This is a genomic window from Methylobacter sp. Wu1 (assembly GCF_036553575.1).
Taxonomy (GTDB): Bacteria; Pseudomonadota; Gammaproteobacteria; order Methylococcales; family Methylomonadaceae; genus Methylobacter.
The window spans coordinates 1-14,196 of record NZ_JAZHOC010000043.1; the positions used below are offsets into that span (position 1 = coordinate 1).

The window sequence follows — 14,196 nt, forward strand, 5'->3', positions numbered from 1 at the left end:
GTTGAACAGGATCATCGCTTCATTAAGAAATCACTAAGCCGAGGATGGCGTTCAAAGCCTTTCATCCAGCCCAAACGACCCTGATGGGGCCGGGCTCATAGGTCCGGGAGGGGCTGGTGACTGAAGCGCGCTTGCCTGCCTATTAGCAGTTTATGGCTTTGGCAAGATTTTTGCAGCATTGTTAATTTGGTATGGTTTGAGCTAAGCTAATCCATTTTTACCGAGTTAGTAATCATGGTTAGATGCTCCAAATGTAGCTCAGAAGGCTGTACTAAAGATGGGATGGCGAAAGGCAGGCAGCGTTACCGCTGTAAGGTTTGTGATTATAGACATACCGTCAGTTACCGAGGCATCAATCCAGCCATTAAGCGGCAAGCGCTCCAGCTTTACCTTGAAGGCTTGGGTTTTCGTTCCATTGGTCGAATCCTGAACTGCAGTCATGTGGCGGTCTATAACTGGATCAAGGCCTACGACGAGTCCATTGAATCCATTCGCTCTACCGCCAGCGTTGAGGTCGTCGAAATGGATGGGGTCCATTTCTGTCCGCTGTGGGACATAAAAAAAGGCGTGCCGAACACATATCCGACACGCCTTTTTGCACCCGGCAGGGCAAGAATGGAAATTAACTTTTTACTGAATTGGCGATTTCATTAAACGCTTCAACTCTTGATTTGCCGGTAGTAACCAGATCAACGCCAGTATCAACTACCATTTTGCCAAGCCCTGGAATTTTGTAAACTACCATGGCCAGATAGCCGACAACCGGAACGGCAATAAAAGCTGCAATAAAACCGTTAAGGCCAATGGCTGACATGAGTTTTATTAGCAGAGCAATCGCATCCAATGGCAGTAAAACCATGGCGCCGAAATAGGCCAATACCATGAATGTGAACAGTACAAAAACTACAAATTGAAGCAGCCTTACCAATGCAACATTAATATTTTTCATATTATTTTTAATTTCCTGATAGAACTTAAGAAGCCTTTTTAGCCAGAAAGCGTTCCTGGCTCTGATTGATTTTTATCAAAAAGCCCCACTTTTTGAGATCGGCAATTATACCTTAAAGCCATCAAAATAATTTATTTTTCTTCTACCGGCTCATTTGGCTCGTCTCGAATAAACAACCGATACAAAATAGTGCCAGTCGCAAAGCCGCCTAAATGCGCCCACCAGGCCACATCAACAGTTACGCCCTCAAACACGACCGAAGTCATGGCATCATGGAGCTGGATAATGACCCACAAACCTAAAAAAGCAATGGCCGGGACATGGACGACAATCGGCAAAAAAAACAGAGGAATCCAAAGGATGACCCGGGCCATCGGATAGAGAAAAAAATAAGCCGCCAATACGCCGGCAATAGCGCCCGATGCGCCAACAACCGGGATGGCAAGACGAGGGTCAAAATACCATTGAAGAAATGTCGCGCATAGGCCGCACACTAAATAGAAGATCAGAAAAGGCCCATGCCCCATTCTATCTTCTATGTTATCGGCAAAGATCCACATGAAAACCATGTTGATGGCCAGGTGCCACCAGTTCCCATGCAAGAACAGACTGGTCAAGAAGGACAAATAATAGTCGTCGGGCAAACCGAAACTGAAAGCCCACTGTGGCTCTGTATAACGAATAGGCACCATGCCATAGCGATAAATAAGCCGATAACTCAACTCATACGGCATCAGCTGCATGGCAATAAAAATAGTGATGCAGATGGCTATCAATCCCCAGGTCACCCAAGGCCTTATGTTACAGGGCGCTGTATCTCTAATTGGTATCATGGCTTCCCCTATTGTTGATTCCAGTTATCGAAAAATCCGGATATTTCTAGCTCAAGCTTATCAGTTAAAAATACTGATGAGCAATGAGTCTGCATTTATTGATAAATCCTCGGCCTAAAAAGTTTATAATGATGGAAAAAATAGCTCCTTCTCATATTTGCCTCACGGCGACCGTAACGATTCATGCAACCGAATTCACTAGATACTCCCCTATCCTTTTCAGACTTGTCCCTTGATGAACATTTGCTCATGGCATTAAGGCAATTAGGCTTTGAGCAGCCCACACCGACTCAAATGCAGGCTATTCCGCCGGCCCTGGAACATAAAGACCTGCTGGTCAGCGCCGAAACCGGCAGCGGCAAAACGGCGGCCTTCCTGCTGCCGACTCTGCATCATTTACTAGCGATTCCCGCCTCTCACACCGGAACGCGGGCATTGGTACTTGCCCCGACCCGCGAGCTTGCGCGTCAGATTTTTCAGCAGTGCCGGCAACTGTGCGAATTCAGCGATCTGCAAGCCGGCCTGATTACGGGCGGCGACGATTTCAAACAACAACAGAAAACCATCCGTAAGAATCCCGACATTATCATTGCTACGCCGGGGCGGCTTCTGGAACTGCTGGATCAGGACCTGCCGGATCTTGACGGCCTGGAAGTTCTGGTGCTGGATGAAGCCGACCGCATGCTGGACATGGGATTCAGCGATGACGTACTGGCCATTGTCGAGCACTGCAATACGAAAAGACAAACCCTGTTGCTTTCTGCAACGCTGGCTCATCAAGGCGTCACGAAGATAGCCAAACAGGTACTGAAAAAACCTGAAGTGATTGCCTTAAACAGTCTGCACGATGAACACGGCAATATTGAACAGCAAATTGTCTTGGCCGACGACAGCGAGCATAAACAAAAACTGCTGGCCTGGCTGCTGCTTAATGAAATTTATGACAAAGCGCTGGTATTTACCAACACCAAAATTCAGGCCGATAGCCTGCGCGGTCCGCTGCGCGGCCAGAAACTCCGCGTCGGCGTGCTGCATGGCGATATGGATCAGAAAGACCGCAACCGGGTTCTGGAATTGTATACACAGGGCGATATCAACATTCTGATTGCCACCGATGTCGCCGCGCGCGGTCTTGATGTAAAAGGCATCGACCTGGTCATTAATTTCGACATGCCGAGAAACGGCATCGATTATATCCATCGTATCGGCAGAACAGGCCGCGCCGATGAACTGGGATTGGCGATTGCTCTGGTAAAAAGCACGGAATGGAACTTGATGGCCGGCATCGAGCGGTTTTTAAAGCAAAAATTTAAGCGCCGCACGATCAAGGAAATGGAAGGCAAGTATAAAGGCCCTAAAAAGCTTAAGGCCTCAGGCAAAGCTGCTGGCAGCAAGACTAAAAAAGAACCTAAAAAAGAAGCCGTCAAAAAGACCAAAGAGCGTCATCGCGACAGAAAAAATATCGGCAAGCGTCGCGTTCCAAGCAATAAGCCTTCCACTGGGACAGCACCCGCTGAGTAATACCTATAACGGGCAATCCGGCTATGGGTTGCCCGCTATATTCAAGCCGATCAGAGTACTCTTCTATTTGCGGAAAATCAGGTTGATAATCAGCGTCAAAATCAGGCTGACGATGATCATTGAGGTGATCGGAAAAAAAATAATCCGCTTTTCATCCTTGATATGGATATCGCCGGGCAACTTGCCAAACCAATTGATCAGCCAGGGGGCATAATTGAAAACAAGCCCGGCAACAATCAGAATGACGCCGATAATCATCAATAGTCTTCCGGTTGTCATAGATCGCCCTCCATTACGCTAAACCGCAATTTTACAATGCGGAAATTATAGCGGCTTATTGCCTCGTTCTTAGTCAGTATATTTACCTAGGGGTTAATGCGAATTTTATTTTCGCTTTCAACAGGTTATCTTACATAGCAACTTATGTGGCCTGGAGATTTTAAGCAGCTGCCGTCAACTCCTGCCATTTGCTGTACGCACCGCCGGCTATTTTAGAGGGGCTATGGCTATAACCGAACCATCCACTGCAGCAACGGCGCCAGACAAGCCCAGCTTCGCGATTAAAGATTGCACATTGATCGCTATCGCTACAGGCAAACGCGCGCATACGCTGGAAGAATTCCGTGGCCATATTGCCGAAATCAGCCCCGACAGCCTGTATTATCATTTTTGGGGCAATCTGCTCCAGGCCCGTTTTGAAGAACGCGAATATAACAACGATTTCGCCGCCTGGGCTCATCGCAGCCTTCACGATGCGAAAGTCGCAGAACAGCTGGCGGTCGTTGATCCTACCCAATTCGCCGACATGACGGAGATTCGCCGGCAGCTTCTGGAGTATATCGAAGAACGCCTTGAAGAAAGCGAGCACCTGCATTGGGTCGTCGCCGCCCAGCCATTTGAATTCATACGATCCCAGATTGTCGTTTTCAACACGCATGCCAGCATAGCCAATCCCAGAGAAATGGCGAAAACCATGCGCAGGCTGTCAGTCAGCAGCATTTTTTATCATTTTATCGATGCCAGGCGACGCAATCCGGACAGAATGGATGACTTCCGCGCCTGGCTAAACCATTATGGTGATACCTATCAAGTACTGGTGGAACTCCTGTCGAGCGTAGATCCTTACTTCGGATCACTGGCGGAACTGCGGCAGCAATTGGTGGACGTTTTTGAAATTTGTTTTGACTACGCTATGGATGCCACGGAATGACTCACATGCTCGATGCCTATGCTGATATTGTTGGCGCCGACGTCATCCGTCACTTGCGGCAATTGGCCGAGCCCTTGCAAGGTAAAACGGTCGTGCATGTAAATTCCACGCGACGGGGCGGCGGTGTTGCCGAGATTCTGGAAAAAATGGTGCCATTGACGCGCGATCTGGGGATTAATGCGCATTGGGAGGTCATTACCGGCGACAGCGAATTTTTTCAGTGTACAAAAAGCCTGCATAATGCCTTGCAAGGCGATCGGCTGACCATCCCTGAAACCTTGCTGGATCATTATCAGGATGTGAACGTACAAAATGCGCAACAGCTGCGCCCTATTCTGGAAGAAGCGGATTTTGTTTTTATCCATGACCCGCAGCCGGCCGCGTTGCTGAAATATTGCGGCAAGCGCAAAGGCAAATGGATCTGGCGCAGCCATATCGACGCCAGCCGTCCGCATCGTGCAGCCTGGCGATTTCTTGAACAATTCGTACGCGGTTACGATGCCAGCATCTTCTCGCTGCCGCAATTTGCACAGACGCTGCCGCATCCTGAATACATTGTCTCGCCCAGCATCGATCCCCTGAGTGAAAAGAATATCGATCTGCCTTTAGCTGAACTGGAATCAGTGCGTGTACGCTTCGGCATTGATCCGGAACTGCCGTTGATCGCGCAAATCTCCCGTTTCGACCGGTTCAAGGATCCGCTGGGCGTCATTGAAGCCTATAAGCTCGCCCGGCGCTTCATTCCCAGACTGCAGCTGGTGCTGGCCGGCGGCGGCGCTGCCGATGATCCTGAAGCCGAGGCGGTACTCACCGAAGTATACGCAGCGGCGGACGATGATCCGAATATAAAAATCCTGGTATTGCCGCCCGACGCGCATAGAACGATCAATGCCCTGCAACGCCTGGCCGATATCGTCATACAGAAGTCCACCAAAGAAGGCTTCGGGCTGACTGTTACGGAAGCCATGTGGAAAGGCAAGCCGGTCATAGGCGGCGATACCGGCGGCATTCGCCTGCAAGTCATCAACTTTCAAACCGGCTTCCTGGTCAATACGCCGGAAGGCGCTGCATTGCGTATCCGTTATTTATTCAATCAACCGAAAAAAGCCCGGGAAATGGGGATCACCGTGAAAAATTTTGTGCGCGAAAATTTCCTGATAACCCGCCAGGTGCGCGAACATTTAACGCTGATGTTCGCATTGCAGTATGGCTCCGCTGACCGTATCGAGTTAGGCTGATGACCGTCAAACGCCGCCATCTGATGCCTTTCGGCGCCGAACTCCTGGATGATGGCCGTGTGCGTTTCCGCTTGTGGGCGCCGGGAGCCGCCAAAGTGGAGCTGAGCCTGCTTGGCCTGGAACCTGAAGAATATCTGACGATGACGCCGGAAGACGAAGGCTGGTTCGGCATTATTACGGAATATGGCAGCAGCGCCTATTACTACCAGTACCGCATTGATGAGTCATTTTATGTGCCGGACCCTGCATCGCGCTGCCAGCCGGAAACCGTACACGGCGCCAGCCAGATCATTAATCCCAGCGACTGGGACTGGCAGGACCGGGACTGGAAAGGACGCCCCTGGGAAGAAGTCATTTTATATGAACTGCATATTGGCGCATTCACGGCCGAAGGCACATTCGCGGCCGCCAAGCAGCGGCTCGATTATCTGGCCGATCTGGGCGTCACCGCATTGCAGTTGATGCCCATCGCTGCTTTCCCCGGTAATCGCAACTGGGGTTATGACGGTGTATTGCCATTCGCCCCGGCCACGGTTTACGGCACGCCCGATGATCTGAAGGATTTCATTCAGACGGCGCACGCCAAGGGCCTGATGGTTTTTCTGGACATGGTTTACAGCCATTTCGGCCCGGAAGGCAATTACCTGAACCAGTATGCGCCGGCATTTTTTACCGACCGCCATCAAACGCCCTGGGGCAGCGCAATCAATTTTGACGGCCCCGGCAGTACCTGGGTGCGCGCTTACTTTCTTCATAACGCCCTGTATTGGCTGGAAGAATATCATGTTGACGGGCTCAGGTTTGATTCTGTCCATGCCGTTTTCGACGATTCCGACGCTACCCGTCCGCCCTTTTTTGAGTATCTGGCCAGGGAGGTGCGGCACGCGTATGGTTATGAACGCCATGTCCATCTGGTTCTGGAAAACGACAACAACGCTGCGCATTATTTGAGGCCGAATCCGGCAGAACCGCATGACGGCCATTTCAACGCTCAGTGGAACGACGATATCCATCATGCGCTGCATGTGCTGTTGACCGGTGAAACCGGCGGTTATTACCAGGATTATGCCAAGAATCCGATCGAACACCTGGCCCGCTGTCTGACTGAAGGCTTCGCTTACCAGGGAGAGAACTCTGCTTATCGGGGCGACAAACCGCGCGGCGAACCGAGTGCCGATCTGCCGCCTTTGGCTTTCGTCAATTTCCTGCAGAATCATGATCAGATAGGCAACCGATTTTTCGCAGAGCGCCTTTCTGAGCTATGTTCCCCGAAGGCATTGCAGGCGGCCACAGCGATTATCCTGCTGGCCCCGTCCATACCGCTCTTATTCATGGGACAGGAATGGGCCGCTTCTACGACCTTCCCTTATTTCGTCGATTTTCCGGAAGAACTGGGTGAAAAAATCGCGCAAGGCCGGTTTCGTGAATTTGCACACTTGCCGGGCTTTAATAAGTCACAGGACATGCCGTTGCCAAACCAGACCGGCACATTCCAGTCTGCAAAACTGGACTGGCATGAGTTGGACCAACCGACCCACGAGCAATGGCTGGATTACCATCGGCAACTTCTGAACCTGCGCCGGCAGTACATTCAACCTCGGCTGTCCGGCATGACTGTAGGACAAGCCGGATATCGGCTGTTGAGCGAGCGCGCTTTAATGGTGAACTGGCGATTAGCCGACGATTCGCAACTGGAACTGATCGCCAATCTTGACGACAAGTCGGTAGCGATCGACAGCCCCAGCAATGGTGAAGTCATTTTCAAAACCGATGCCGCGATTGCCGATTTCCAGCAGCCAGCCAGCTTGCCGCCGTGGTCAGTAGTCTGGCTGCTGACTGAAAGCTGAACGGTTATGGTGCGCATCAAGACGATTCCCGGCGACTATCAGGTTGATTAAAAACTGCTTAAAAAACGCCGTAGGCTGAGCAATGTGTGCTAGCGTACAGAGCCGGCTTATTTTTAAGCGTAAAGTCTAAAACTGATGAGGCAGAATAGTTTTTCTAATGAAAACAAACCTGTTTAGGAGGAAATATGGATATTGAAGTTGGAGGTTTTCTAGGTTTTATTGTACTCGTCTTGGATATCTGGGCCATTATTAACATTATGAAAAGCGCTGCCACCACTGGAATGAAAGTTTTATGGGTGGTTTTAATTCTACTGTTGCCAATTGTAGGTTTGGTTATTTGGTGGTTTGCCGGCCCCAAAGGTGATTAACCGATTTGTCAATTGGAGATAGAAGCTATCTATCAGTGGTGGAGGGTTTAGCCGAAGCGACAACAGAGAATAACCCTTCCCCACTGGATTTTTTCATCTCACTTTTCTGAATTCTAAACTTTGTAATTTTCTAGCTGTTGGATCAGCTTAAGAGGATGGGCTCTTCTGGCTTCACCTCGAATCTTAATCAATATGTCTATGATATAATAGATTTATTATTTCCATATATAATTTGCCGTGTTTGGGATCAGCAGGGCATTTTTACAGAAACTTACTCAGACTTACTTCGTTTAAGGCTAACTGACAAACTGATTCCAGCTATGCAAACGGAACAAAAGTGGATGCAGTCTTCATCGCCTCTTGCGGATAAGCCACAAGCCATAAATGATGCCGTTGAGAATCAAAACCATTATTCCGAATAAGATTTGCATTTGATGGGTTAATTCGCCGGGATAAATTATCGGCATGATGTAATGCTCGATAAAGTCGCCAGAATAGCTGCCGCCGTCAGAAGCCCGAAGTCTATTTTCGAGCGGTGTCAGCGGACAAATGCCACCGCTGAGTTCGATAAATGCGCCCCATGCAGCGGCAGGCAAATGAAGCCATGCAAGCCACCGCCATTTGAAAATGAACAGGCCGCCGAAAACGACAAATAAAATGAAGGAAAAGTGCAGCAATAAGACCAGATCGGCAGCAAATTGATTTGACATTGGTTTTCTTTAGAGTGCTACTGGATTAATTGATCAGAGTTTTAATGGAATCGCCTCGTTCCTTCCTATTGGGACTGTATTTTTAGTTAAACGGGCAATAACGTTACAATACATCCCTACCCTATTCATCATGATAAGTATTTTATGAAGACGATCTTAATAACTGGCAGTAATTCGGATATTGGTATAGCCGTTGCCAAAGCTTTGTCTGACCGCCCATTGCAATTGGCTCTGCAATATTATTCGAATCAAGCCAAAGCCAGCGAGCTTCAAGCTTGGCTAAATGAAAAAAATGTTCCAAGCCGCCTTTTTCAATGCGACCTGGCAGAGCCTAAACAAGCCGAGTCGCTGATTGCTCAAAGTGTGGAGGCTTTTGGTTCGATTGACGTTTTGATTAATATCGTCGGGCCTTTCGTGTACAAAGACATCCTGGAGGTCACACTGGAGGAATGGTTCGCTGATATCAACCTGAACCTGCATACCTGTTTTAATACCAGTTACTATGCAATGAACGAATTGCGCCGCAATCACGGCCAGATCATCAACTTTGCCTTTTCAGGCGTGGAAAATATTAAAGCCTGGTCTATGTCGGCCGGTTATTGTGCTGCTAAAACCGGAGTTGCCGTTTTAACTAAAAGTCTCGCTGCGGCGCTTGCTCCGCATAAAGTCCGTGTCAATGCAATCTGCCCTGGACTTGTCGAAGAAGGCAATATTAGTGCAGAAGAACGGCAACAAATGGCAGATCAAATCCCTTATGGCCGCCCTGTTCACCCTGACGAGATCGGCAAAACCACAGCATGGCTCATTTGGAATAGCCCCGAATCGATGACCGGTTCATTGATCACTGTTGCCGGCGCGTGGGAATACTGATTTTTTAAATAATTAAATCCTAACGTTCAGATCTTATTTGCTGATGTTACGCAGTTTATAGGATCAAATGAATTCGACAAGGGCAACCCGAGGTATAGGCGGTACGAATGAATTCGCACCCAAGGCTATTTTTGTCCATCCCTCAAAAAGGGGTTGTAAGCCGGAACCCCAGAAAATTTTGTCCCTTAAAACTTAGACTTATTTCCAACCGCCATTGTATTCGTCCCAATAACGGCCTGTCGTTTCTTCCTGGAGCGTCAGGTCGGTTATCTCGCAATTCCGAAAATCCGCCATTTGATGAATTTCTGCCAGTATCTCGTCGATTTGTGCCTTCAGATCGGCATCGTCAGTAAATTGAATCACCATACGCGTTTCGGTGTCGCTTACCCTTTTGCCCTGGAAGCTGGTCAAAAGCATGCCAGCAATCTGCTCACGTACAGCCTTTTTACCGCGCGTAAACTGGCTGCCGTTCTCAACCAGCAGCCAAAGAATGATGGCCACCGATTTTTTCGCTACGCCATCCAGAGTGGAGCTCTGAGTGGGCATGGCCGTGCGTGCCGCATGCTTGATGGCACTGCTGATCGTGCTACGGCTGCAGCCAAGGGTTCTTTGCACGATGTTCCAGGAATTACCGCTGGTCAGTAACCGGTTAATGGCATGGTAGCGTTCCTGGTCAATTTTACGGCCACGGTATTTGCCGGCGGCTTGTGCTTTTTCAATGCGGACCAGCGGGGGCATTTGAACAGAAACTTACGGTTTCGCCCTTGCGGATTTACTTCAATCCGTAAAACCCTGTTCATTTATCCCTTCCTCATCTTCAATAAAATAGGTGCCGTTGGGCAGTACATGCTTGTAAGGTAACAGTGAAATATGGGCCAAGGTATCACTGTCCACGGTTTCCCCTTGTCTGCGCAGCACATCTACGATGTTACTGATTCTGGAAGTGTTCCAATACAAAATGGCATTGGACACCAAGCTCAGGGCGCTGGCCTTGTTCATGATTTCTTCATAGTCGCCGGTGGTGAATTCGCCCTGGTTAGCAAAGAAAATCCAACGGGGCAGTTTGTGCCGGTATTCGCCCTTGTTGAGCTGTAGCTGTACTGTACGACGCAGATCCCGGTCAGTGATATAGCGCAGGATGTATTCCGTCTTGATAATCCGCCCCAGATTCGTGAAGGCCTTTGCCAGCCGATCCGATGGAAAGCTGTTGGTCAGCCTTTGGACGATAACATGAGCGGGTGTCGTCCGTTCCTTGAGGGACTGGGCGACATGAACCATGGCGTCCCATTGCTCCTCGATGATGTCCAGATCGACAGTCTTGTTCAGTAGTGGCGTAAACACGCCATAATTCACATGGCGCTCCACCCGGTAAAGTTGCTGATCCTTCAGGTCGCGTATTCGGGGCATGAAGTAATAGCCCAGCAGATAACACAGGGCAAAGACAAGCTCAGTATAGCCGTGAGTGTCGGTGGTGTGCTCGCGGATCTTCAGAATCGTGTTGTTTTCCAGCAGACCGTCGAGGACGTAAAGTGCCTCTCTGGGATTACAGGAAATGACCTTGGTGCTGTACACGGAGTATTGATCAGAGACATGGGTGTAAATACCAATCGCCTTTTCATAGTAGCCGTAATAACGGGGATAATAGGCGGCCAGCAAGCTGTCCGCACGGATCTTGAAGCGCTGGGCATCGGAGGATGATAGCGTCCCTGAACCATGCACCTCGCTGAAAGGCAACCGGTGATGCCCATTGACAATTTCGGCGCTGGCCGCCTTGAGCGTGTCTTCCCGTACATAGAACTGCAGCACATGGCGCAGCCTATCGACGCTCACGTCCTTGACGCTGGCACTCATGGCCACCACGCCCAGATTGGTAGCCTGCGAGATCAGGGCGGAAATCAGCGTCTTATAGAAGTTTTTCGGCCTGGCTTGATGCTGTTGAACCGGCATAAAGTGGCGGCTGAAATGGGTTTGCCGATCCACTTCCATGAGCAGTTGCTCGATGCGGATGGACGGCATGTTGGCGTCGATGACCTTTTGCAGTCTGGTCACCACTTCCGGTATTTCGGCCTTATCATCCTTTTTCAGCTTCAGGCGGCCATCCTTAATGGCTGCAAAGGCATCCAGGCCAAAGCGCTTTTCGGCTTTGCTGACCGATTGGTGGAACTGCAAAATCAACGTGGATTTCACTGCCGCTTTGAAAGGCTGTTGGAGGTCGGCATAAGCGGCTTCGCGGGTGTCCTGCCAGCGAGGCTGGTCGAGCATCAAATCCCAGAATGACGCATGTTGCTTGCTCTTGGGTAAAAACAGATCGCCAGAGCGTAAGGCTTCCTTCATGGCGATAGCCAGGCCCAACTCCCAGGCATTGCGCTGTATTTTCCCATCTTTACCTTTCAGGGAGCGTCGTAATTCTTTCGGAATAAAATGGCTGGGCGCCTCATCGGGAAGCTTTTTCAGCATGCCGGCATCGAGCTGGCGAACCAGGCCAATGGCTTTTAACAGGGGTTCGCTGCCGGGTTTGGCCCTAAAAGGCAGATGGACAAAATCAGCAAAATATTTTCGCAGGCTGGGATAGCGCCTTAGCAGGATATCGCCATAACCGCGTTCCTCCAACCGTTTAAAGCTGTGGAGATCAGCCACGGATGCCAACAGCTTCTTTTCATCGATGCGCTGCCAGAGATCGATCTTAGTCAAAGGCCAGTCATCCGGCCAATCCAGTATTAAATGGGTGGCCTCCAGCACGGTATCAATGGCTTTCTTCTGTAGCCTGCGAAACTCGCGGTGCTTTTTTTCGTGTACCCACTTTCCCTGGCGCAACAGATCCATGAGGTACTGGTCATGCATGTCAACCAGGTGATCCAACAGCACCTTACGGGTTTCAAGAAGAAAGCACAGCATCAGAGAATACCGCTTTGATGCCTTGAAGCGCTTGATGTCCTTGGGGCTGTAACGCAGAGTCAGCTTGTAGAGATAATCCATAAAGGCCGGATCTACAAACTGACACTCGACAGCATCAATGCCTGTGCCCTCGAGGACACGGTATCGTTCAAGGTAGCGCTGAATGGACGTGATGGACGCCGAAGGCGGGTACTCTTTCAGCAGAGAGAACGACGATCGCTGTTCTCCAGGATGGGTGACCAGAAGATTATCGATCGCGCACTTAATCTCTGGCGACAGGCGTTCATACAGGGACTCGAACAGCCGTTCATGAACATCGGCGCACACACGGATGATCAAGCGTTCCATCACGCTGGGTCCCGGTAAAATGACCTTGGCGGCAAGCAAATAGCGTTCAGCCCGTAAAAACAGTTCATCGGGTAAAAAGCCTTGCTGGGCCTGCTTTTCCAGCCAGGAGTGAAGCTGCGATTGGGCTTCATCGTCGTACTTGGAAAATCCCAGATAGCTCAGGATGTTTTTCCGCTGCTCGGAAAAGGTGGCCTCCCGATCCGGTGTATTGATCGTCAGTGAAGGCGGCAGATGGAGCTGGCTGTTCAGGTAACTGACAATGCGGGGCGAGAGGTCGTTGACTTCAGCCAGAAATCGGCCATAAAGCCGGATAGCGCAGAGTTGGATGGCGATGAACAGGCGGGAATGGGTACGGTACCGGCCGACTTCCTGCTTGTCAGTATCCGAAAGCGTCCAGTCTCTGACCATTTCCTCATCGGAGAAATCCTGCGGCAGGGTAACTGGCTGATAACGCTGGCGTTGGGTCAGAAATTTTTCATGGGCAGTCATGCTTTACTATGTTCATGAGGGGTAACCCGCTTCTTTCTGGTGCCGGAAAGCCAACACATAGACAGCATCGGCGTTTGCATCGACGTGATAAAGCGCGACATAGCCTGAATCCCCAAAGGGAATGATCAGCTCGCGCAATTCAGGACGCTCATCGATGGGTCTGCCTATGCCCGGTTCTGTTTCCAGCAAAGCAAATCGGCTGGCGATCGCTTGTCCGGCCCTCATTGAGGCCTGAGGATTCTTTTCTGCCAGAAAACGCCGACAGCGCTCCAAGCCCTGAGCCGCTCCTGCCGTGACGATCACTCGTGGCACGGTGGGATCTCAGCCTCTTTATCGGTTCCCCAGGTCTTCAACCAGTCATGCACTTCCTGACCAGTCAAGTGCTGTCCGGTTTCTTGATAAGCTGTCCAGGATGCCAAGGCCTCCTGTTTGAAAGCTTCCCTCGCTTCCTCGCGTTCGACGTAGTCGCGGATCGCTTCGCGCATGATCCAGTGCGCTGAACGGTGCCGCATCTCAGCCAGGTGCTGGATGCGGTTTTTCAAATCGTCGTCTAGTTTGACCGATGTCGCCATGCTGAAACCCTCGTTATTACTAGGTATTACTTTTCGATACTATACCATTATTTTACCGATCCCCAGACAGTAAATAAAACCAGTGGTTATTTAGTGCGTTCCCGTCGCAGTCTGCCTGTGTCATTTTTCAGATGGCGACTGCACCATTACTTGTCTATTTCATCCCCTCTCTACACGAAAGCGAAGGAAAGTTGTAACAACCAGTATTTGAAATTGACCGAAGCATCCCTTTGGCATTCATCAGTCCGTGTCACATTTGGCTCATTCGCAACCCTTTGCATGACTTACTTTAAATGACGCGATAAGTGACATATTTTGACGCCTCAGCCGTTTTATTGCACACTGT

15 protein-coding genes are annotated in these 14,196 nt (G+C 50.0%); 6 read left to right on the forward strand and 9 right to left on the reverse strand.

Going from position 1 to position 14,196, the window contains the following annotated elements; translation table 11 throughout:
• Positions 1-258: 258 nt before the first annotated feature.
• The 3 genes from V2P20_RS06675 to V2P20_RS06685 form a co-directional block, all read right to left on the reverse strand.
• On the reverse strand, positions 259-537 hold the full coding sequence (locus V2P20_RS06675; protein WP_331817352.1) for a hypothetical protein: 279 nt from the start codon (positions 535-537) through the stop codon (positions 259-261).
• A gap of 85 nt (positions 538-622) precedes the next feature.
• The gene (locus V2P20_RS06680) at positions 623-949 is read right to left on the reverse strand and encodes a hypothetical protein (RefSeq protein WP_331817354.1); all 327 of its coding nucleotides are present in this window, start codon (positions 947-949) and stop codon (positions 623-625) included.
• A gap of 131 nt (positions 950-1,080) precedes the next feature.
• Positions 1,081-1,782: a rhomboid family intramembrane serine protease gene (locus V2P20_RS06685; protein WP_331817356.1), complete on the reverse strand. Its 702-nt coding sequence runs from the start codon at positions 1,780-1,782 to the stop codon at positions 1,081-1,083.
• Between the two features lie 249 nt (positions 1,783-2,031).
• Here V2P20_RS06685 and V2P20_RS06690 point away from each other — a divergent pair, with 249 nt between their 5' ends.
• Complete coding sequence (locus V2P20_RS06690; protein ID WP_331817358.1) at positions 2,032-3,303, forward strand: DEAD/DEAH box helicase; 1,272 nt, start codon at positions 2,032-2,034, stop codon at positions 3,301-3,303.
• Between the two features lie 63 nt (positions 3,304-3,366).
• Here V2P20_RS06690 and V2P20_RS06695 read toward each other — a convergent pair whose 3' ends face one another.
• Positions 3,367-3,582 carry a DUF2905 domain-containing protein gene (locus tag V2P20_RS06695; RefSeq protein ID WP_331817360.1) on the reverse strand — a complete coding sequence of 72 codons (216 nt, stop codon included), beginning with the start codon at positions 3,580-3,582 and terminating at the stop codon, positions 3,367-3,369.
• A 223-nt stretch (positions 3,583-3,805) separates the two neighbouring features.
• On the opposite strand from V2P20_RS06695, the gene V2P20_RS06700 reads away from it, so the two are divergent.
• The 4 genes from V2P20_RS06700 to V2P20_RS06715 all read left to right on the forward strand — a co-directional run bounded on the left by V2P20_RS06700 (position 3,806) and on the right by V2P20_RS06715 (position 7,966).
• On the forward strand, positions 3,806-4,513 hold the full coding sequence (locus V2P20_RS06700) for a DUF5752 family protein (protein WP_331817362.1): 708 nt from the start codon (positions 3,806-3,808) through the stop codon (positions 4,511-4,513).
• Positions 4,510-5,751 carry a glycosyltransferase gene (locus V2P20_RS06705; protein ID WP_331817364.1) on the forward strand — a complete coding sequence of 414 codons (1,242 nt, stop codon included), beginning with the start codon at positions 4,510-4,512 and terminating at the stop codon, positions 5,749-5,751. The genes V2P20_RS06700 and V2P20_RS06705 overlap by 4 nt, the downstream gene beginning before the upstream one ends.
• Positions 5,751-7,598, forward strand: a complete 1,848-nt coding sequence (treZ, locus tag V2P20_RS06710; protein WP_331817366.1) for a malto-oligosyltrehalose trehalohydrolase — start codon at positions 5,751-5,753, stop codon at positions 7,596-7,598. The genes V2P20_RS06705 and treZ overlap by 1 nt, the downstream gene beginning before the upstream one ends.
• A 185-nt stretch (positions 7,599-7,783) precedes the next feature.
• Entirely contained in the window at positions 7,784-7,966 is a 183-nt protein-coding gene (locus V2P20_RS06715) for a PLDc N-terminal domain-containing protein (protein WP_331817368.1), read from the forward strand.
• Positions 7,967-8,316: 350 nt separating this feature from the next.
• Here V2P20_RS06715 and V2P20_RS06720 read toward each other — a convergent pair whose 3' ends face one another.
• The gene (locus V2P20_RS06720) at positions 8,317-8,676 is read right to left on the reverse strand and encodes a DUF2784 domain-containing protein (RefSeq protein ID WP_331817370.1); all 360 of its coding nucleotides are present in this window, start codon (positions 8,674-8,676) and stop codon (positions 8,317-8,319) included.
• Between the two features lie 144 nt (positions 8,677-8,820).
• Here V2P20_RS06720 and V2P20_RS06725 point away from each other — a divergent pair, with 144 nt between their 5' ends.
• Positions 8,821-9,546, forward strand: coding sequence for an SDR family oxidoreductase (locus tag V2P20_RS06725; RefSeq protein ID WP_331817372.1), 726 nt, complete (start codon positions 8,821-8,823; stop codon positions 9,544-9,546).
• 198 nt (positions 9,547-9,744) lie between these two features.
• On the opposite strand, the gene V2P20_RS06730 is transcribed toward V2P20_RS06725, so the two are convergent.
• The 4 genes from V2P20_RS06730 to V2P20_RS06745 are packed head-to-tail and all read right to left on the reverse strand — an operon-like array spanning position 9,745 to position 13,850.
• Positions 9,745-10,284: a hypothetical protein gene (locus V2P20_RS06730; RefSeq protein WP_331817374.1), complete on the reverse strand. Its 540-nt coding sequence runs from the start codon at positions 10,282-10,284 to the stop codon at positions 9,745-9,747.
• A 39-nt stretch (positions 10,285-10,323) separates the two neighbouring features.
• Entirely contained in the window at positions 10,324-13,278 is a 2,955-nt protein-coding gene (locus V2P20_RS06735) for a Tn3 family transposase (protein WP_331817376.1), read from the reverse strand.
• A 12-nt stretch (positions 13,279-13,290) separates the two neighbouring features.
• Positions 13,291-13,590 carry a type II toxin-antitoxin system RelE/ParE family toxin gene (locus V2P20_RS06740; protein WP_331817378.1) on the reverse strand — a complete coding sequence of 100 codons (300 nt, stop codon included), beginning with the start codon at positions 13,588-13,590 and terminating at the stop codon, positions 13,291-13,293.
• The gene (locus V2P20_RS06745) at positions 13,578-13,850 is read right to left on the reverse strand and encodes a CopG family ribbon-helix-helix protein (RefSeq protein ID WP_331817380.1); all 273 of its coding nucleotides are present in this window, start codon (positions 13,848-13,850) and stop codon (positions 13,578-13,580) included. The genes V2P20_RS06740 and V2P20_RS06745 overlap by 13 nt, the downstream gene beginning before the upstream one ends.
• Positions 13,851-14,196: the final 346 nt, after the last annotated feature.